Source organism: Bacteroides intestinalis (assembly GCF_003464595.1).
Lineage (GTDB): Bacteria > Bacteroidota > Bacteroidia > Bacteroidales > Bacteroidaceae > Bacteroides > Bacteroides intestinalis_A.
Map to the genome: position 1 here is coordinate 1 of NZ_QRZF01000032.1, position 18,999 is coordinate 18,999.

General features: G+C 41.3%; 20 protein-coding genes, 1 tRNA gene and 1 pseudogene. 14 read left to right on the plus strand and 8 right to left on the minus strand.

Annotated elements, in window-relative coordinates; translation table 11 throughout:
- The 3 genes and pseudogenes from DWW10_RS26555 to DWW10_RS24485 form a co-directional block, all read left to right on the plus strand.
- Positions 1-174, plus strand: a pseudogene (locus DWW10_RS26555) (HU family DNA-binding protein); the annotation flags it as partial.
- A gap of 79 nt (positions 175-253) precedes the next feature.
- On the plus strand, positions 254-358 hold the full coding sequence (locus tag DWW10_RS26185) for a smalltalk protein (RefSeq protein WP_156148567.1): 105 nt from the start codon (positions 254-256) through the stop codon (positions 356-358).
- 3 nt (positions 359-361) lie between these two features.
- Positions 362-805: an N-acetylmuramoyl-L-alanine amidase gene (locus DWW10_RS24485; RefSeq protein ID WP_118223930.1), complete on the plus strand. Its 444-nt coding sequence runs from the start codon at positions 362-364 to the stop codon at positions 803-805.
- A gap of 139 nt (positions 806-944) precedes the next feature.
- Here DWW10_RS24485 and DWW10_RS24490 read toward each other — a convergent pair whose 3' ends face one another.
- Complete coding sequence (locus DWW10_RS24490) at positions 945-1,625, minus strand: hypothetical protein (RefSeq protein WP_022393862.1); 681 nt, start codon at positions 1,623-1,625, stop codon at positions 945-947.
- Positions 1,626-2,074: 449 nt separating this feature from the next.
- Between DWW10_RS24490 and DWW10_RS24495 the strand changes: the two genes are divergently transcribed.
- From DWW10_RS24495 to DWW10_RS24510, 4 genes are all read left to right on the plus strand, one after another.
- The gene (locus DWW10_RS24495; protein WP_022393859.1) at positions 2,075-2,890 is read left to right on the plus strand and encodes a hypothetical protein; all 816 of its coding nucleotides are present in this window, start codon (positions 2,075-2,077) and stop codon (positions 2,888-2,890) included.
- Between the two features lie 43 nt (positions 2,891-2,933).
- A complete protein-coding gene (locus DWW10_RS24500; protein WP_259320535.1) occupies positions 2,934-3,059 on the plus strand; it encodes a type II toxin-antitoxin system HicA family toxin in 126 nt (41 codons plus the stop codon).
- 1 nt (position 3,060) lies between these two features.
- Positions 3,061-3,453, plus strand: coding sequence for a type II toxin-antitoxin system HicB family antitoxin (locus DWW10_RS24505; RefSeq protein ID WP_022393857.1), 393 nt, complete (start codon positions 3,061-3,063; stop codon positions 3,451-3,453).
- A 98-nt stretch (positions 3,454-3,551) separates the two neighbouring features.
- Positions 3,552-5,078 (plus strand): phage tail sheath family protein, encoded by a 1,527-nt coding sequence (locus DWW10_RS24510; protein WP_022393856.1) that lies wholly within the window; start codon positions 3,552-3,554, stop codon positions 5,076-5,078.
- A 161-nt stretch (positions 5,079-5,239) separates the two neighbouring features.
- Here the strand turns inward: DWW10_RS24510 and DWW10_RS24515 are convergent, their stop codons facing one another.
- On the minus strand, positions 5,240-5,584 hold the full coding sequence (locus DWW10_RS24515; RefSeq protein ID WP_007662970.1) for a cupin domain-containing protein: 345 nt from the start codon (positions 5,582-5,584) through the stop codon (positions 5,240-5,242).
- Positions 5,585-5,835: 251 nt separating this feature from the next.
- Here DWW10_RS24515 and DWW10_RS24520 point away from each other — a divergent pair, with 251 nt between their 5' ends.
- Complete coding sequence (locus DWW10_RS24520) at positions 5,836-6,090, plus strand: hypothetical protein (protein WP_022393855.1); 255 nt, start codon at positions 5,836-5,838, stop codon at positions 6,088-6,090.
- Positions 6,087-6,362, plus strand: a complete 276-nt coding sequence (locus DWW10_RS24525; RefSeq protein ID WP_022393854.1) for a Txe/YoeB family addiction module toxin — start codon at positions 6,087-6,089, stop codon at positions 6,360-6,362. Before DWW10_RS24520 ends, DWW10_RS24525 begins: the two co-directional genes overlap by 4 nt.
- A gap of 181 nt (positions 6,363-6,543) precedes the next feature.
- Here DWW10_RS24525 and DWW10_RS24530 read toward each other — a convergent pair.
- Positions 6,544-6,616, minus strand: a tRNA-Gly gene (locus DWW10_RS24530).
- Between the two features lie 94 nt (positions 6,617-6,710).
- Here DWW10_RS24530 and cobU point away from each other — a divergent pair.
- The 4 genes from cobU to cobC are packed head-to-tail and all read left to right on the plus strand — an operon-like array spanning position 6,711 to position 9,648.
- Positions 6,711-7,220 (plus strand): bifunctional adenosylcobinamide kinase/adenosylcobinamide-phosphate guanylyltransferase, encoded by a 510-nt coding sequence (gene cobU, locus DWW10_RS24535; protein WP_117707440.1) that lies wholly within the window; start codon positions 6,711-6,713, stop codon positions 7,218-7,220.
- A gap of 47 nt (positions 7,221-7,267) precedes the next feature.
- Positions 7,268-8,305, plus strand: a complete 1,038-nt coding sequence (cobT, locus tag DWW10_RS24540) for a nicotinate-nucleotide--dimethylbenzimidazole phosphoribosyltransferase (protein WP_022393853.1) — start codon at positions 7,268-7,270, stop codon at positions 8,303-8,305.
- Positions 8,306-8,309: 4 nt separating this feature from the next.
- Positions 8,310-9,098, plus strand: a complete 789-nt coding sequence (gene cobS / locus DWW10_RS24545) for an adenosylcobinamide-GDP ribazoletransferase (protein ID WP_022393852.1) — start codon at positions 8,310-8,312, stop codon at positions 9,096-9,098.
- A gap of 7 nt (positions 9,099-9,105) precedes the next feature.
- The gene (gene cobC / locus DWW10_RS24550; protein ID WP_022393851.1) at positions 9,106-9,648 is read left to right on the plus strand and encodes an alpha-ribazole phosphatase; all 543 of its coding nucleotides are present in this window, start codon (positions 9,106-9,108) and stop codon (positions 9,646-9,648) included.
- Here cobC and DWW10_RS24555 read toward each other — a convergent pair.
- The 5 genes from DWW10_RS24555 to DWW10_RS24575 form a co-directional block, all read right to left on the minus strand.
- The gene (locus tag DWW10_RS24555; protein WP_022393850.1) at positions 9,645-11,609 is read right to left on the minus strand and encodes an ATP-binding protein; all 1,965 of its coding nucleotides are present in this window, start codon (positions 11,607-11,609) and stop codon (positions 9,645-9,647) included. The two genes, cobC and DWW10_RS24555, sit on opposite strands and share 4 nt — an antisense overlap.
- Complete coding sequence (locus DWW10_RS24560; protein ID WP_022393849.1) at positions 11,606-13,477, minus strand: sensor histidine kinase; 1,872 nt, start codon at positions 13,475-13,477, stop codon at positions 11,606-11,608. The genes DWW10_RS24555 and DWW10_RS24560 overlap by 4 nt, the downstream gene beginning before the upstream one ends.
- Before the next feature lie 102 nt (positions 13,478-13,579).
- Positions 13,580-14,554: an adenosylcobinamide-phosphate synthase CbiB gene (gene cbiB / locus DWW10_RS24565; protein WP_022393848.1), complete on the minus strand. Its 975-nt coding sequence runs from the start codon at positions 14,552-14,554 to the stop codon at positions 13,580-13,582.
- Positions 14,555-14,671: 117 nt separating this feature from the next.
- Positions 14,672-15,706: a threonine-phosphate decarboxylase gene (locus DWW10_RS24570; RefSeq protein ID WP_022393847.1), complete on the minus strand. Its 1,035-nt coding sequence runs from the start codon at positions 15,704-15,706 to the stop codon at positions 14,672-14,674.
- The gene (locus DWW10_RS24575) at positions 15,699-17,228 is read right to left on the minus strand and encodes a cobyric acid synthase (protein WP_118422405.1); all 1,530 of its coding nucleotides are present in this window, start codon (positions 17,226-17,228) and stop codon (positions 15,699-15,701) included. Before DWW10_RS24575 ends, DWW10_RS24570 begins: the two co-directional genes overlap by 8 nt.
- Before the next feature lie 276 nt (positions 17,229-17,504).
- Between DWW10_RS24575 and DWW10_RS24585 the strand changes: the two genes are divergently transcribed.
- On the plus strand, positions 17,505-18,923 hold the full coding sequence (locus tag DWW10_RS24585) for a TolC family protein (protein ID WP_022393845.1): 1,419 nt from the start codon (positions 17,505-17,507) through the stop codon (positions 18,921-18,923).
- Positions 18,924-18,999 lie beyond the last annotated feature (76 nt).

The window sequence follows — 18,999 nt, forward strand, 5'->3', positions numbered from 1 at the left end:
TCACCGGTCCCTACCCGCGCTGCCACACGCGCCGTGCTCAAGGCACAAAAGGCAGGACAGACCACCGTGGATATTTCCAAAACACCCGCACCGGGAGGAGGCGATGGCGGAAACGCCGGTGGAGGTGGAAATTCAGGAGGAGACGGAGGCATAGAGGACGATCCGCTGGGATAGGGTCTAAAGGCGCAGCCTTTAGAAATTAATAATGAAAGGCTGCGCTATTGCTAATTACTAATCACTAAATTACTGTCACATGGAGAAAAAATCAAGTTCAACCTGGAGTGTGATCATCAAAGTAGTAATCGCCGTAGCATCTGCCCTGGCAGGCGTATTCGGACTGAATTCCTGCATGAAATAGACTATGAGAGCAGGAAGTTTTTATCAGAACTATCGGGAGGTAAAACTCCTGGTAGTTCATTGTTCAGCAACACGCTGTGACAAGAATTTCTCCGTAGAAGCTCTTCGAAGATGTCATTTGGCAAGGGGCTTTGCAAGCATCGGATATCATTTCTACATCACACGTGACGGTGAAGTGCACATCTGTCGTCCGGTTCACCAGATCGGAGCACATGCTACAGGATGGAATGACAAGAGCATCGGCATCTGCTACGAAGGCGGACTGGATGAACGCGGCCGACCGGCAGATACAAGGACGTATGCCCAGAAATGTTCCCTACTCGATTTACTGCGACAACTGAAAACAGATTATCCGCAAGCTAGCATATTGGGACATTATCAGCTTAGTAATTCCATACACAAGGCGTGTCCGTGCTTCGATGCGAAAGGACAGTATCGGGGGCTTTAGGCTTGTTGAAAATCAAAGAATATACGCATTATGAAGGTGGAATAATCCGCCTTCATTTTTTATGCGGCAAGATCTCACAGAAACAATCTTCCCTATCTAAATTGTATACCTAAATAGCTATATAAATATTTTGTAGATTCTACAGTTTATACTTTACAAATAATCTTGCACCAAGCCCTTTTAAAGGTTGGCTAATTATTTCATAGGGATACCGATCGCCTAAAGTTTTCATAGCATTACAAACAGTAGGCAAAGCCTGATACATCCTTAAATCAGAATGAATATCACCAGACTGCAATATTAATTCTTTAAATCCCATTTCTTTAGCACATTCAAGACGTTTTTTTATATAGTCTCGCACTTCATTTATTGATGGATTTTTGGTTGTATATTTTTCATCAGTAGGCTTTTTTATTGGAAAAACAGCCCACCTATCTTCTGGTTGCAAATCAAAATCTTCGCCAAATATTAGCGTATAGATAATCATATCTTGTTTTCCTATATTGGTAATTCTAAGCAAAGGCATACCATTCACAAGTTTGTTATAGCAGTTCTTACTGGACACTTTCAATTTGTTCCATGCTATCTCGCTGTCAGTAGTGCCTTTTATCTCATACTCATATATTTGATCACCTATTTCAGCACACAAATCGACATATTTACTTGATGAAAAATCTATATTTCTAAATTTTTGCTTTAAATAAGCTTTTGCTACCTCAACAGCAAATTTACCGACATCACTGTTTTTTCCCATATTAGGATATAGCCCCTTTAAACGAGTTAACTCTTCTTCCGATATGCAAAAATGTTCTTGTTCCATAATATTTTATTTTTTGTATCAAAAGTAGTTTTTTTCTCATACAAAACCTCTTTCATTTGCAACTTTAACACAATATTTTAAAACAATAATTAATATAATCATTCTCTCAGTTCTAAATACGCCCTATTTTTCGTATATCAAACAATTGCGTTCCCATATAAGCGCTCCAAATCTTTCTTACATACTTAACAATTAATTCTTTTTGGTCCATATTTATAATCATATAATTTAATATGTTTATACTATTTAAAATATCAAATATTTTTCGTTTCTTTGTGCCATTGAAGGCTTGATAATAAAATACTATTTACATAAACACCAGTACAACAATTTGGGGTAAATTTATTTTCTATATCAACTTACCTAATAATATTAAGTCCTCTTTAGTAAAAACTAATATTAAATCCCACATGGGTAACTTATGATAATAAACTAAATAATTAATGCACATGAAAAAGATTTTGTTTTTAATGGAAATACTGCCTATAATACTATTTTCCGCCTGTTCGGACAGTGATGAATTCGATTTTGATGATATAGATGATAGTTCAAAACAGAGAACTGTTTATTACGATGGAACCTATTATATCCCATACACTACAGATAATTATGCCTATAAGTTTTCCGAAGATGGCACTATGATATGGAAAAATGAAATTCAGTATCCTGCAAATGTAATCACTGAGAGTTATGGTGAAAAAACTGAATTAGAATATAAAAGAAGACCGAGTATAGCATTGTTTAGGAAAAACTACGCTTTACACTTTATGCCGAGCACCAACACAACAGCCCAAGTTGTAAGATACACATATATTTATATATACACCCCAGATGGAAAACTTGTAAAACAAATAACGTATGACGAGAACGCTAGTATTTATTCATGGACAAATGATGTAATTTTAGTATCCAAAGATTCTCGTAAAACATATTGGGTAAGTTCAACTGGTGACGAATCAGAATTTGAGCATAAAGATGATATAGTCTTTTATAATACTTATATTCCAATCAGTAATATTGGCTATGTAACATTTCAGTCAACAAATTTTCTTATTGGCAATTTTCAAAAAGGGAACAACACGTCCGTTTTATATGAGTTCATGTATCAAAAATACAAAAAAGATTTCCAATACGAAATTATTAGTGCAAAAGTTCAAGAACCAGACGTCATTGTAGACATAAATGTAAAAATGAAAAATAACGAAGAATATAATCATACTCTTAGAATCAATTACACAACCTTTGAATGTGAAGAAATAGATTAATATTTTGTTATGCGACAGGAAACTTTGCGACCTTATCAGTCCCTTGGTATCAGTTAAAGACGTTGTAACTATGTTGCAAGAAAATGGTTTTGTCCCAAAGAGTCAGAGAGGTAGTCACATGAAGTTTGAAAAAGATGATAAAGTGGTTATTGCAAACATAGGAGGTTAATATGAAGACAGTAGAAGTGATTGTAGAGCATGCAGGAAAGAATTTGAGTGCTTATATCGAAGGAGCTCCAGTTATTACAGTGGGCAATGATATGAGAGAAATAGAAGAAAATATAAAGGAAGCAATCGAATTGTATCTGGAAGATAATTCTAATCCTTGCGAATTACTATCTGGAGAGTTTGAATTAAAGTTCAAAATAGATGCTGCAACTTTTATCAACTATTACAGCAGCATCTTTACCAAGGCTGCTTTGAGCCGTAATACAGGAATAAATGAACGTCAGTTGTGGCATTATGCAACAGGAGTTCATAAACCTCGTAAACAACAGTTGGAGAAGATTCAAAAAGGAATTCAATCTTTGTCAAAAGAATTGTCAGCTATCAATCTTTTGTAAAATAGCAATATTAAGAGATTTGGATAGATTAATTAAAAAAGCTTTCTTTGTATAATGAAGTAAGTTTCTTACATCAAATCTTAATAAAAAATAGATTTATGGCAAACATGAAAACTCCCGGTGTATACATCGTTGAAAAAAATGCCTTTCCGAATTCAGTAGTAGAGGTTCCCACTTCAATTCCTGTTTTTATAGGCATCACTGAAAAGGCTTCAAATGGAAAGGAAGACTTAAAAGGTAAACCATGGAAAATTTCCTCTATGGCGGAATATATAAACTATTTCGGTCAAGGTCCCGAAGAAAAGTTTATCCTAAGTATTAAAAAGTCGAATAGCACTATTGCAAACAGCCTGTTTACGTACGAGGAAGAGTATACCGAAACTGACGCGACAACCACAAAGTATGTATTTACAGCTCAGAGAAAGAAACACTTCACTCTCTACTATCAGATGTTGATGTTCTTTGCTAATGGAGGCGGTACTTGCTATGTTCTTTCAGCAGGAAACTATAAAGACAACCAACTGCTGAACAAGAATATGATGAGCAATGCGATCAACGCTCTTGAAAAAGAGCGGGAAATAACAATGGTTGTGATCCCCGAAGCAGTGTATTCTCCGGATTGTGCAAATATTCAAATGATGGTTCTGAATCATTGCAGTAAAATGCAGAATCGTTTTGCTATTCTTGATGTTCAAGCCAAAAGTTCGGAGAATCAGACTATGATGGAGCAAGTAGAAGAGTTCCAGACCAATATCGGCAACAATGGCCTGTCATATGGAGCAGCCTACTATCCATGGCTTGAGACAACAATACTGGGAGATAAAGATATTACAGCCGATATGTTTTCTTGGTCTGCTGACAGTGAGCTTGATTTCAAGGCATTCTTTCCCAAAGATTCCGACATTTTGAATTATGCAAATGCAACAATTGATGAAATCATAAAGAGCCAAGAAACGCCGGATAATAAAAAGAATGAATTTCATCAAGTTTTATTGCAAAACTGGAGCATATATCAGTCAATGATAAAGACTGTGAAAGCATCCCTGAATTTACTGCCACCTTCCGCAGCCATGGCAGGTATCTACACCATGGTAGATAATACGCGCGGTGTATGGAAAGCACCTGCAAATGTTTCAGTCAATTACGTTAACAGACCGGAGATAAACATCAATAACAGGGAACAAGAGGATCTAAATGTACCTGCAAATGGCAAGGCAATTAATGCAATACGTTCCTTTATCGGCGAAGGCATAAAAGTCTGGGGCGCCCGTACATTGGATAGCAATTCACTGGATTGGAGATATATCAACGTGCGTCGTACCATGATTTTCCTGGAAGAATCCGTCAAAAATGCAGCTCATGCCTATATATTCGAACCTAATGATGCAAATACCTGGTTGAATATTAAATATATGATTGAGAACTTCCTGCGTGGAGTATGGAAAAGAGGCGGTCTGGCAGGAGCCACTCCCGAAGATGCATTCAGTGTACATGTCGGATTGGGTGACACGATGACACCGGAAGATGTATTGGAAGGTATAATGCGTGTTACAGTATTAGTAGCAATCTCCCGCCCTGCAGAATTTATTGAAATAACATTCCAGCAACAAATGCAGAAGAGCTAGCTAAATTTAGTTAAGGCACTATCCACTATTTACATAGAATTGTGGGTAGTGCCTATAAAAAAGTTCCTTCAAGCCTTCTTTCACTTGTTCAGGCGCTGCATCATTATACAATTAAAGGATCAGGTGTTGAGTAAGTCTTTTCTTTTGAACTATTGACCAATTCACTCATTATTTTCTCCTTTTATCATAGTTAATAACATCTTGAAACGTTCAACTGCATGTAATGCGTGGGGGACATTAGCCGGCATAATGATTATCTCACCTGCCTTCAGTCTGTGAGGGATACCTCCGACATGTATTTCAACTTCCCCATCAAGAATTTGTACCAGAGCATCAAAAGGTGCTGTATGTTCACTTAACCCCTGTTCTTTATCAAAAGAGAATAGAGTTACATTTCCTGCCTGATTTTTAATAATCTGTTTACTAACTATTCCACCACTGGCATAGTCTACCTCTCCAGCGATATTAAATACTGTTGCATACGCAAATGTTGTATTAGTTTTCATATCTCATTTATTTTTTTAAATTGATTAATGCAAATTTAGTGCTATTCTAAGATAGAATTTGTAACAAATGTTACAAGGTATCACAAATATCCTTATCTACTATCATGTTGCAAAAACAAATTCACTATATAAAGTCTATTTGGAGCATGCGATAACTCTTTCTCATTATTTAAATATCAATAATTCAATGTACCATTTTTGTACACATAGAAAATTTCACTATCTTTGTATCAATTAAAACCAATGCAATCATGTTAATAGTAAGTAGCAGAGAATTCAGAGATAACCAAAAGAAATATTTCGATTCGGTTGATAATGGAGAACAGGTAATTGTTCAAAGAGGCAAGGATCGTTCTTATAAGCTTGTTCCCGTGACAAGTAGTGATGTTTGTATGACAGAGGAAGAGTTCTACGAAAAGATAGATCGCTCTATTCAGCAAGCTAAAGAAGGTAAGGTATTAAGAGTATCAACTAATGATGATCTTAAAAAATTGCTTGATTTATGATCGAATATGAACTGGAGTTTACCCAAGAGGCACTGAATGATATTCAGAAACATAAGAAAAGTGGTAATAAGCCATTATTAAAGAAACTTGAGAAACTTCTTCTGGAATTGAAGCAACATCCTTCTACTGGTACCGGGCAGGTTGAAATGCTGAAACATTACAAAGAGGAAACCTGGTCACGAAGAATAAATGATGAACACCGGCTTGTTTATCGTATCAAAGACGATATAGTAGTAGTGCTTGTATTATCTGCATATGGGCATTATAAATAGAAATATCCAAGTAATATTTAACGATTGTCATAATATTTTTTGCATTGCAAAAATTGCCCCCAGATTTGACCCAAAATGGGGGAGTTTATTGTCCTCAAGTGTACTTTATTACATAAAAGCAAACAAGAATTATATATAAAATGAGGGAGTTACATCACCGTAACTCCCTCATTTTCAAAAGAGCGGCAAACGAGGCTCGAACTCGCGACCCTCAGCTTGGGAAGCTGATGCTCTACCAACTGAGCTACTGCCGCATTGCTTTCTTTAAAAGACGATGCAAAGGTAAAAGAAGTTTTTTTATATTCAAAAATAAAAATGTACTTTTACAGCCACAAAAGTGAAAAATCCATGAAACGAATCATACTTATCACCGGAGGAGCACGTTCCGGTAAAAGTAGCCATGCGGAAAAATTGGCACTAAGCCTCTCTCCTAACCCCGTTTACCTTGCTACTGCACGCATCTGGGATGAAGAGTTCCGGCAACGCGTCATCCGCCATCAGCAAAGACGTGGACCGGAATGGACAAATATCGAAGAAGAAAAACAGCTAAGCCGTCATCAATTATCCGGGCGAACTGTACTGATAGACTGCGTAACCCTATGGTGTACAAACTTCTTTTTTGATGTGAATGCAGATACTGACAGTGCCCTGGAAGCTGCCAAGGAAGAATTCGATCGCTTTACAAAGCAAGATGCCACCTTTATCTTTGTCACCAATGAAATTGGCATGGGAGCTACTTCGGATAATGAAATCCAGCGCAAATTTACAGATATGCAAGGATGGATGAACCAATACATTGCCGAGCATGCGGATGAAGTATGGCTGATGGTATCAGGGATAGAGGTGAAGGTGAAATGAGAGAGCAATAGAGTAGTAAAGTGATAGAGTGATAAAACGATAAACAGATGAAAACATTTAAAATCGTACGACCGGACGAGAGTATCCGCCCGGCATTGATTGATAAAATCAATAATTTAACTAAACCGAAAGGTTCATTGGGTACTCTTGAAGAGTTGGCCTTACAGATAGGCTGGATACAACAGACGCTGTCTCCCACCCTGCAACATCCGCAAAATATTATTTTTGCTGCCGATCATGGCATAGTAGAAGAAAAGGTCAGCCTTTCCCCAAAAGAAATTACCTGGCAACAGATCAGTAATTTCCTACATGGAGGTGCAGGAGTGAACTTCCTATGCCGCCAACATGGATTTACCCTGAAAATAGTAGATGCCGGTGTAGATTATGATTTACCATACGACAAGGGTATTATCAATATGAAAGTACGGAAAAGTACGCGAAACTATCTGCATGAGGCAGCCATGACGGAAGAAGAAATGGAGCTTTGCCTGGAACGCGGTGCAGAAGTGGTACGCCGCTGCCATGAAGAAGGAAGTAATGTGCTCAGTTTTGGAGAAATGGGTATAGGGAATACCTCTTCTTCGTCCATGTGGATGACCTGTTTCACCGGAATACCTTTAGAACAATGTGTAGGAGCAGGTAGCGGACTGGATAATGCCGGCATTCGCCATAAATACGAAGTGCTGAAACAATCGTTAGATCATTATAAAGGAGACGGATCACCGCGTGATATCATCCGTTACTTCGGTGGACTGGAAATGGTTATGGCAGTAGGTGCCATGCTACAGGCAGCCGAATTAGGCATGATTATCCTGGTAGATGGTTTCATCATGACGAACTGCATTCTGGCTGCTGCCAAACTGTATCCCGAGGTTATGAATTACGCCATCTTTGGTCATTGTGGAGATGAAACCGGACATAAATTGTTGCTCGACAACATGGAAGTAAAACCGCTGCTGAATCTTGGATTGCGTCTGGGCGAAGGAACAGGTGCTATTTGCGCCTATCCTATTGTAGAATCCGCCATCCGGATGATTAATGAAATGGATAACTTTGCACATGCATCCATAACAAAGTATTTTTAACGATATGAAAATCCTCGCAGCACTCATATTTTTCACGCGCCTCCCTTTCTGGAGGATCAAAGAAGTCCCGGCAAAGTATTTCAAGCGCATCGTTCCCTACTGGCCATTGGCCGGATGGTTGACGGGCGGTATCATGGTCGGTGTTCTATGGGTGACTGCTCAGGTGCTGCCCGTATCTATCGCATGGCTGCTTGCTATCCTATCTCGTCTGCTCATCACTGGTTGCCTGCACGAAGATGGACTGGCCGACTTTTTCGACGGCTTCGGTGGAGGAACAACCAAAGAGCGCACACTTGCCATCATGAAAGACTCTCAGATAGGAAGCTATGGAGTCATAGGATTGATAGGTTATTTCCTATTATTGTTTCTACTCTTGGAAAATCTACCGTTAAAGTTAATCTGCGCTCTTGTCATTTGCGGCGATTGCTGGTCTAAATTCTGTGCATCTCAAATTATCAACTATTTGCCTTATGCACGAAAAGAGGAAGACAGCAAGGCGAAAGTTGTGTACGACCGTATGACCTGGCAAGAATTGCTGACTGGGTTCATCTGTGGACTTTTACCCATCGTATTATTCCTGCCGATAGATTTCTGGCCTGTTACAATTTGCCCGATTCTCACATTTATCTTCCTGTACCGATTGATGAAACGTCGTCTTCAAGGTTATACGGGAGACTGCTGCGGAGCTGCATTCCTGCTTTGTGAACTATCATTCTATCTGGGTGCTGCTATCTTGCTATATGCACATATCAGGTACGGTAATCCTGACTTTATCAATGCTTATTTAAAATAATCATCCTATGGAAGTTACATTTATCAGACACACTTCAGTCGCCGTCCCTCCCGGAGTATGTTACGGACAATCAGATGTTCTTTTGCGTGACAGTTTCGAACAAGAAGCCGCCATTACTTCTGAGAATCTGAAAGCTTACCGTCCGCAAGGCAGGGATTTCGATCATATATATACCAGTCCTTTATCCCGTTGTGTACGCCTCACGACCTATTGTGGATACCCCGATGCCGAACGTGATAAGCGACTTATGGAAATAAACTTCGGAGATTGGGAAATGCAGAAATTTGATGAAATAAGTGATCCGAGACTGAAAGAGTGGTATGCCGATTATATGAATGTACCTGCAACAAACGGAGAATCATTCGCCATGCAATATCAACGTGTTGCCAGTTTCCTAGACGAGCTGAAAGAAAAAGAGTACGCACAAGTTGCCATCTTCGCACATGGTGGCGTGCTGATTTGTGCACAACTCTATGCAGGAACCATCAAACCGGAAGAGGCATTCAGTGCCCTGACACCTTATGGAGGAATCATTCATCTGAAAATCTAATTACCCGTTTTCGGCCATGTGAAGATGACCAGCGGTCCTTCATGTGTATCCGACTGTACCTTGTAAATGCCTCCGAAAGCATGGATAAAATGCGCATTGATTTCATGACGAATCAAAGTCGTTTTATTTTCAAAGCGTGACTTGGCAAGAGGCGTACCGATTATTTTAAAGGTTATGATACCTTTTTCTTTATCATAACGAATGCGAACAACAATGTTATACGAATTTTTATCGTTCTCTGCAGGCACCAGCAGACTGGAAAGCAATGTAGAGAACCAGTTTTCATCCGTACATATCATCTGACTCTGGATATTCGTATCTAATCGGATAGCCAAACGTCCGTTCCCTACCTGTCTGGCAAAATCAACTCCGTTGCGACACAGTGACATGACTTCACATTCTTCACGTTTATATTTTGTTTTACCGGATTCCAAACGGGAAAGTTCCAGAATGCTATTGACATACTTCAGCAGATTTTCTGCATTCTCCTGTATCATCTTGCCATATTCCACTTTGGCTTCGGGAGCCAGTTCTTTTGACTCTGTTAATAGCTCGGCAAAACCTACCACTACATTTAACGGAGTACGTATATCATGGCTAATCTCTGATTGCAGACGATCTTTAGTGACATTGTCCGCTTCTGCCTGCATCGCCGCATCTGCGGTTACTTTCTCCGCTACGGCTATTTTCCGGGACAGATAGCGCGTATATAGATAAAATAGAAGCATCAAAACCAATAGAGTCATCAAGAATAAGAAGCCTCGTTTATAATTGGTATCTTTTATTTTCTGCTTTTCCAGCAAAAGATCATCAATATGATAAATCTCCTTCACCTGTTGCAGCTGGTTGGCCGAGAAAGCATTGTCCAGTGAATCTTGTGCTGCAATCAGATAACAGCGTGTTTCAATAGCTCCGTCGATATCACCTTTGCTAACCTGAGCAGATGCTTTATAATTAATGAGTGTGGCAAATGTAGATACATAATGATTTAACACTATAGGTGTTACTTCATCAATCAAAGCAATACTCTTATCATAGTCTTTCGCGCGGGAATAATATTGTAATTGTACAAGCTGGACATTCAACCAGAATACAGGGTCCACATGATCTTCCAATAATGCTTTTGCTTTGTCTATATGTTCTTGCGCCTCGGCCATCTTTTTACGATTCATAAAGTGAAGTACATATTTTACCTCGCAGTCAATTCTCAAATTGCTCCAATTCTTACGTGTTTCGGGTTCGCAGGAGACAATATCCTGCAAAGTTTCATCCATCTGCGCCAGATAAGGACGCTTCAAACTATCCTGACCTGCATTGCCATATACCTGGGCAATGCGTGAAAGAATATCAATGCGCAAGAAGGGTTTAGTTTGAGGTGTAAAATTCTGATAGGCTTTCAAGAGAACCTTCAGAGCTTCATCACTTCTACTGGATACATTATAAGCACATCCCAGACTATTATAAGCTGCAATTTCCCCATTATTGGAATGATGTTTCAAGGATTCCTGCAAAGTTTCTTTAGCCACGTATATGGCCTTTTCTATCTGCCTTTTCGAAGCTAATGCGCGACTGATAGCAGCTTTCTGTTCCAGATAATAGTCATAAGTGCCCACTTCGGGAACATAACTTTTCAGTTTATCCACCCAGTATGCCAAACTATCCGGTTCATGCAATTTATCATAGCAGGCAGCAAGGTAATAAGCTCCCAGATTTTCATAAGACACATTCTTTTGCGCACAAGCTTCTTGATACAAAGCTACAGAAAAAGGCTTATTATAAGGTGCATACTGGTGCCTATAAACGATATCACGCAGATATTCAAGTTTGTCGGGCGTACTCGGCATAGCCTGTGCCACTTTCAGAATACTATCCTGATACTGCTGCGCATTGGCATCTTCCGCCTGCAACGTGTAAGCATGTCCATACAAAAAACAAAGCAATATGATTATAGTATGTTTCATAAAGCGGTATCCTCCATTTTAGATTGAAACTTCAACGGATGTGTAAAGCAGAAACGTGCACCTTGTGTATAGTTAGAGTCTACCCACAACCGTCCCTTCATGTAAGTAACAATCAGTTTACAAATAGAAAGTCCCAAGCCGCTTCCCTGTGCAAAGTCATTCAGCTTTTCAAAACGTTCAAAAATCAGATCCTGCTTTTCAAGCGGAATGCCACATCCTGTATCGGTGACGGAAAAGAAAGCTGTATTACGATCGGACATTTCCAGCTTCAGTACAATGGAACCTTCTTTGGTAAATTTAGTGGCATTCACCAATAAGTTAATCAAAACCTGACGCAGCCGGGCATCATCCGTATCCATTACTAAATCGGAAAGTTCAGTATCGAAGCGTAACTCCACTTCAAGCTTGCGGGAAGCAGATACTGTTTCCACCACTTCTTTACATAACTTCACTGCATCATACGGACGTATGTTGAATGTGATATTATCATTTTCAAAATCAGAAAAATCAAGGATGTCATTAATCAATTTCAATAACTGGAAAGAATTGACTTTGATGATTTCACAGAATTCTTTGCGGGAATCTTCATCAAAAGAATCATCGTCTGATGACAATACAGCGGAGAATCCTACTATGGCATTAAGTGGCGTACGCACTTCATGGCTCATATTGGAGAGGAACATATTTTTCTTTTTTATAGCCCGTTCTGCCTTCTGTATCATACATTCCTGTGAACGTTTCGACTCCTTCAAACGGAATATTTTTTCCCAACTGAAATAAAGGAAAAGAAACAAAGCAAGCGTACAGATAATAATGCCACCCAGATAAAAGCGATATGAAAACAACCGGTCTTGCTCATTTTGATAAGTCAACTGGTCTGCCTGGAAATGGGTAGTCAACTGGTCGATTTCCTTAGGGTAGTTTTTCTCGAAAGATGATTTTATGTACGAAAAGACTGCACCATACTGTACGTAGGCTTCTTCTTTCCGTCCCATCTTTACAAGCAGATTCGCCTTATTCATCATCGTTTCTTTATACAGACTGCTGTTTATTTTAGCATAATCCGTATGAAAGAATGTATCATAAGCTTCCAGAGCTTTCTCATATTCACCTTTTTTCTCCCAATACAAGGCATCTGCTATCAAAAGATGTTGCAGGATGCCAGGAACCAGTTCTTCACGCAGCGGTTCCACTTCATCCAGATGTTGGCGGGCTATTTTTACTGAGCCGTTCAGTAGTTGGCAATAGGCATTGAAGATATGACGGACTGCCTGTTCCTGTACAGATAGCTTCTCCGCCGGATAACGATTCAGACGGGTCATGAAGCGAGCAGCCTGAGCATAATTCCGGATACGTAAATTGTATTCTACTAATTCTACCAACAACATACGGATGTGTATATCTTCACCATGTAACCGGTCGAACAGTTCCAAAGCTTGTGCATAAGTGTCACCGGCTTCTTTTATACGTCCTGTATAAGAATAAACTTCCCCCATAGCATTTAGGGCAAGAGCCATCCCCAGATGATCGGACCATACACTTGCCTTAGAATACATCTGTTCACTTTGTGCAATAGCAAAACGGATTTCTCCCCGAAAGAGAAATGATTTAATAATAACACGCTCTAACTCAAAATAAGTTTTGTATTGTTTGCTTGCTTCCAGATAGTCGAGTATACTGTCTGTAGGAATCATATCACTCTCTTCTTTGGTGAGATAATCGAATCCCATACTGGTATGAAAGGAGTATATTATTTTATCCTGTATATTGTATTTATCCTCGTGAGGTGCATTCTCTCCTGCAGATAGAGAAAAAAAGCCCCCAAAGCATACGATATGAAGAAGCAGATATTTCAGTAAGTTTCTCATGAAGTTTGTTTGTTTCGTGCTGTGTGGTGTTTGTGTTGTCATTCACCGCATACGTTGGCAAATATATTCAATATTTTCCGAAAAGCAAAAAATTGTGAATACCTAAATGAAAAAAGAGACCAAAGTAATCGTTATTATCAGGATTATTATCATTATTCCTTCTGCACGACGATTGACACTAACTGCAATTTTCATATCTTCTGTAGTCAGGAGGCGACCATTACTTCCAATATAAGGCTTCCATACTTCCTCACCAAAATAATTATGCGGGCCTCCGAAACGGCAATTCAGAATGCCGGCAAGAGCAGCTTCAGGATACCCGGAATTAGGGCTGGCGTGCTGATTACCATACATACCGACAAATTTTAATAGATTCCAGAATCCACCGCGTGGAAAAGCAAGTATCATAAGGAAAGCTGTCAGACGAGCAGGTATGTAATTAGCAACATCATCCAAACGGGCAGCAAAACAACCAAAGTCCCGGTAACGTTCGTTACGATACCCAATCATAGAATCGAGGGTATTCACCATCTTATAGGCAAGCATACCGGGGACACCCAACAGCATATACCAGAATAAAGGCGCGATCACTCCGTCACTCAGATTCTCTGCAAGAGTTTCAAGAGCAGCAGTACGTACTTCTTGGGCAGAAAGTTCCGAAGTATCACGGCCGACAATGCGGGCTACCTGCTTTCTTCCTTCTTCTAACGAACGGTCTACAGCTTCGAATACCATACGGACTTCACGAACAAGTGTAGTGCCCGCCAAACAGAAAAAGATGGCAAGTATCTGCAACGTCAGAAATCCCCCCGGAGAAGATGATGCTACCCAACGAAACAAGTAGGAAGCAACAAAATAGATAGCAAGAACGAGAACGATAGCAGCAAGTGCACCTTTCAACTTTCGGTTCTGTCCTTTATTCAACAGATGTTCAGAAAATGAGATCATCTTTCCGAATGCGATGACGGGATGGGGCAACCAAGCAGGGTCACCAAGCCAGCGATCGAGCAGCCAGGCGGCGAGTAAAGGCAAGCTAAGAGTAAAAACGGTGCCCAGAATGATGAGAATTTCTTCCATATGCATTATATTGTCCTACCACCTCCCCCTACGGGTACTTACCCCTTCTTAACTCCCCCGTTAGTCGGGGGAGGACAACCTCCCGAGAGGAGGAGAATGAGAATGATATTACTGTTATTAATAAGTTTCAAACCACTGTCCTACCGCCTGTACAAGGCGGTCATTCTCCTCCGGTGTCTGAGTAGCAATACGGAAAAAGCGTTCATCCAGACCTTCAAAGTTAGAAGCGTCCCGAATGAGAATACCATATTCATTAGCAAGATAATCCTTCAATGCGGAAGCTTTACCAAAACGAAGGTGAACCAACATAAAATGAGTTTCCGTAGTCCATACCTCAAGACCACCTGTCTGTTCCAATGCATTGCGTAAACGAGCTGTCTCCTGCAAATAAGCAGATATATTCAATGGATTAGGAACGTCATATTCAAGCAAATAAAGACCGGCTTCAATAGCCAGTTGATTTACCGACCAGGGCATGCGGTGGGTACGCAAACGGCTAAGCAAACCTTCATGAGCAGTTATATAACCCAGACGCAAACCGGGAACTGCGTAACGCTTCGTCATAGAATGAAGCAACAGGACATTTGAAAAATAGGCAGCTTCAACCGGTGAAAACAGAGGTTGCAGAGTAAAAAACTCATAAGACTGGTCAATTACAAAGCAAACTTGTGGATTATGTTCTATTAAATCTTTCAGATACTCTTTTTCTATTACAGCACCTGTAGGATTGTTAGGATTACAAAGCCAAAACATGCGGATGTCAGGTGGCAAGAGATAATTATCTTCAGCCGTAGGAAGTTTATACATCGATGTTACCCGATGCCCATGCATACGGCAAGCATCTGCATACTCACTAAATGTAGGCTGAAAAATAGCGGTATTAGTACCCCTAAATGTTTGCGCTATCAGGTAAATGGCTTCCGTGGCACCATTCGTTACACAAACGGAAGCGGAAGGAAGATGGTGTTTCTCTGCCAAACGACCTTCCAATGTATAAGGCTCCGGTTCGGGATAAGAAGAAATTCCACTGATACGATGGCAAAGATGTTCCTGAAGGCCGGACAAATCCACACGGCCATATACATTGGAACTAAAATTAACCTCTATCGGGCGTTGATATTTATATGAATCGTCTCCGTGTCCTTCAATCATGAGTGGTCAGTATTTGGTAGATAAGCGGCAGATTAATGTGACGACGCACATGATCGGCGAGTTTATCATATTGTTCTTCTTTGAATTGTTGATAATCAAAAGCCGTTCCGGCATCAGCGAGCTTATCTGCAAAAGGTTCGAGAAGGAAGTCTATAAACGCAGGGTTGTCGAGGATGCCATGGATATAGGTTCCCATACAAGTACGGTTGACATAATAACCATCCGTCCGACCGTCTTCCAAAAGATTCAGCGGGGAAACCGGAGCATCATGGGTAGGAATGGTAGTGCCCATGTGAATTTCATAACCGGTCAATTGACTATTGACAGTTGACAATTGACAATTGGCTGCACTGGAAGTGCTATCAATTGCCAATTGAAACCGGACTTGTCGGGTAACTTTCTCTCCCGTCATATGGGTGCTGACAGGCAGAAGCCCCAGCCCGGGCAAACGCTCTATTTCTCCTTCTACATGATCGGGGTCGCAAACTTCCTGCCCCATCAGTTGATAACCACCGCAGATACCCATGACAGTAGCACCTTCACGGTGTGCCCGGATGACGGCTTGTGCTACACCGTTACGGCGCAGTTCATGCAAGTCGGCAAGCGTACTTTTACTACCTGGCAACAGAATGATGTCAGCTTTAGCTATTTCATCGGTATTATTAGTATAAAAAAGATGAACACGCGGATCGCGTTCGAGAACATTAAAATCAGTGAAGTTACTGAGATGCCGCAGGAGAATGACGGCGATGTTGACTTTGCCTTGTTCCGCCTGTACAGATTTCGTGGCGAGAGCCAGGGAGTCTTCTTCTTCAATATAAATATCGCGATAGTAAGGTACCACTCCTACCACGGGTATGCCACAAAGATCTTCGAGCATCTTGATTCCCGGTTCGAAAAGACGAATATCTCCACGGAATTTATTGATAAGGATACCTTTAATACGTTCCCTTTCATGAGGACGAAGCAGCATCAACGAGCCATAGACACTGGCAAAGACTCCGCCTCGATCAATATCTCCTACAAGGATTACATCTGCTCCGGCATGTAGAGCCATAGGCAGATTCACCAAATCTGTATCCCGGAGATTTATTTCTGAAATACTTCCGGCACCTTCCAATACAATAGGATTATAACGAGTGGCGAGACGGTCATAGGCAGAGCAGACTTCACGACGGAGTTCTTCGCGCCCTTCAACGCGGAAATAGTCGTAAGCATCGCGGTTGCCGATAGGGCGTCCATTGAGCACCACTTGTGAGGTATGGTCAGAGGAGGGTTTCAACAACAGCGGGTTCATATCTGTATGGCAGGGTACACCCGCAGCTTCGGCTTGGACAGCCTGTGCACGGCCTATTTCCAACCCCTCAGGAGTAGCATAGGAATTAAGTGCCATATTTTGTGCCTTAAACGGTGCCGGATGATAACCATCCTGACGGAAGATGCGGCAAAAGGCAGCGGCTATAATGCTTTTTCCTACATCGCTGCCAGTTCCGGCAAACATAACTGGATGAAGTTTCTTCATATATTTTTTTTTAGCGGAAACAAAATAACTTTTCTTGAATCTATAGCGGCAGATAGCAGTACTCCAACAGTATAGCATATCATATCCGACCAGAGAAAATCCAACGCTCGTTTTTCACACCGCAATATTTTTTAGGATGCAAATTTATAAAATTTAATGGATAGCCGGTACAAATTCCCCATACAGAAATGATTTTTCAGTAAAATGACAGCTAAATTGAACAATAGAAAAAGAAGAGTGTTTGAGATAAACTAACCTAAACCAACAACTTGACGTATGAAACAAATTTTATTTATCGTTCTGTTGGGAGCGAACATATCTGTGTCGGCACAAACGAACCTCTCCCTCAGCTACGACGACGCTTTACAAATGTTGCAGAAAGGCAATCAAAGCCTCAAGATCGCCGACAAAGGCATTGAAGCCGCCCGCACAGAACGGGACAAGCTCAATGCTCTGTGGTATCCCAGCCTGCAGGGAGCCGGTACCTACGTCCATATGTCCGAAAAGATAGAAGTTAAGCAACCTCTATCCCAATTCACCGACCCCGCAAAGGATTTTGTACATGACATCATCCCCGACGACCAGTTCATCAGCGGGATACTGGACCAGATAGGCGCCCATACCCTCGTCTTCCCCCTCGCCCCCCGCAACCTCACCACCGTGGGTCTGACGGCCGAGTGGATCGTCTTCTCCGGTGGTAAACGTGTACGAGCCAGCAAAATCGGAAACCGGATGATTGACCTCGCCCGTGAAAACCGTGCTCAAACTGACGCTACCCAACGAACCCTGCTTGCCGAAAGTTATTATGGCCTCAGCCTTGCACGCCAGGTCGCAGCCGTACGCCAGGATACCTATAATGGTCTGAGGCAGCATTACGAAAATGCTCTCAAACTGGAAGCTGCCGGAATGATTGATAAAGCCGGACGCCTCTTTGCCCAAGTCAATATGGACGAAGCACAAAGGGCACTGGAAGCAGCACAGAAAGAAGTCACCGTGGTAGAAAGCGCCCTATGCACCCTGCTCAATCTGGAAGACAGTTGTAAGATTGAGCCTACCTCCCCTCTGTTCATCAACTCCACGCTTCCGCTCAAAGAAGAATTCGTGCAAACCATGCGTGCCGGCAACCCCATGCTGAACCAGCTATCCATTCAGCAGAGTATCGCCAAGCAGCAGCTACGGATAGACCAAAGCGGTTATCTGCCGGACATCGCCCTCTTCGGTAAACAAACACTATATGCCCACGGCATACAAAGTAACCTTGTTCCGCGTACAATGGTTGGCGTAGGCTTTACCTGGAATCTTTTCGACGGGCTGGCACGTGAGAAACGCATCCGCCAGTCACGAATTGCCGAGCAAACTCTTGCATTGGGCAAAGATAAAGCACAGGATGACCTTTCAGTAGGTATAGATAAACTGTACACCGGATTACAAAAAGCCCAGGACAACGTACGCGCACTGAACTCGACCATTGCCCTGAGTGAAGAACTTGTACGTATCCGCAAGAAATCCTTTGCAGAAGGTATGGCAACCAGTACCGAGGTAGTGGATGCCGAGACCATGCTGGCTACCGTTAAAGTAGCCCGTCTGGCCGCTTATTACGAATACGATGTAACACTCATGAATCTACTGGCTCTCTGTGGTACACCGGAACAATTCGGAAAATATTCATTAAGAGTTGACGAGGGGGGAAGTTGACAAGGGGACAAGGACCATGCGGTATAATAGCGCAGCTATATATTGCGTAGCCCCTCGTCCCCTTGTCAACTTGTCC

Coding starts and splice junctions, on each gene's coding strand:
- DWW10_RS26185 (WP_156148567.1), top strand. CDS start 254: ATGGAGAAAAAATCAAGTTCAACCTGGAGTGTGATCATCAAAGTAGTA.
- DWW10_RS24485 (WP_118223930.1), top strand. CDS start 362: ATGAGAGCAGGAAGTTTTTATCAGAACTATCGGGAGGTAAAACTCCTG.
- DWW10_RS24490 (WP_022393862.1), bottom strand. CDS start 1,625: ATGGAACAAGAACATTTTTGCATATCGGAAGAAGAGTTAACTCGTTTA.
- DWW10_RS24495 (WP_022393859.1), top strand. CDS start 2,075: ATGAAAAAGATTTTGTTTTTAATGGAAATACTGCCTATAATACTATTT.
- DWW10_RS24505 (WP_022393857.1), top strand. CDS start 3,061: ATGAAGACAGTAGAAGTGATTGTAGAGCATGCAGGAAAGAATTTGAGT.
- DWW10_RS24510 (WP_022393856.1), top strand. CDS start 3,552: ATGGCAAACATGAAAACTCCCGGTGTATACATCGTTGAAAAAAATGCC.
- DWW10_RS24515 (WP_007662970.1), bottom strand. CDS start 5,584: ATGAAAACTAATACAACATTTGCGTATGCAACAGTATTTAATATCGCT.
- DWW10_RS24520 (WP_022393855.1), top strand. CDS start 5,836: ATGTTAATAGTAAGTAGCAGAGAATTCAGAGATAACCAAAAGAAATAT.
- DWW10_RS24525 (WP_022393854.1), top strand. CDS start 6,087: ATGATCGAATATGAACTGGAGTTTACCCAAGAGGCACTGAATGATATT.
- cobU (WP_117707440.1), top strand. CDS start 6,711: ATGAAACGAATCATACTTATCACCGGAGGAGCACGTTCCGGTAAAAGT.
- cobT (WP_022393853.1), top strand. CDS start 7,268: ATGAAAACATTTAAAATCGTACGACCGGACGAGAGTATCCGCCCGGCA.
- cobS (WP_022393852.1), top strand. CDS start 8,310: ATGAAAATCCTCGCAGCACTCATATTTTTCACGCGCCTCCCTTTCTGG.
- cobC (WP_022393851.1), top strand. CDS start 9,106: ATGGAAGTTACATTTATCAGACACACTTCAGTCGCCGTCCCTCCCGGA.
- DWW10_RS24555 (WP_022393850.1), bottom strand. CDS start 11,609: ATGAAACATACTATAATCATATTGCTTTGTTTTTTGTATGGACATGCT.
- DWW10_RS24560 (WP_022393849.1), bottom strand. CDS start 13,477: ATGAGAAACTTACTGAAATATCTGCTTCTTCATATCGTATGCTTTGGG.
- cbiB (WP_022393848.1), bottom strand. CDS start 14,554: ATGGAAGAAATTCTCATCATTCTGGGCACCGTTTTTACTCTTAGCTTG.
- DWW10_RS24570 (WP_022393847.1), bottom strand. CDS start 15,706: ATGATTGAAGGACACGGAGACGATTCATATAAATATCAACGCCCGATA.
- DWW10_RS24575 (WP_118422405.1), bottom strand. CDS start 17,228: ATGAAGAAACTTCATCCAGTTATGTTTGCCGGAACTGGCAGCGATGTA.
- DWW10_RS24585 (WP_022393845.1), top strand. CDS start 17,505: ATGAAACAAATTTTATTTATCGTTCTGTTGGGAGCGAACATATCTGTG.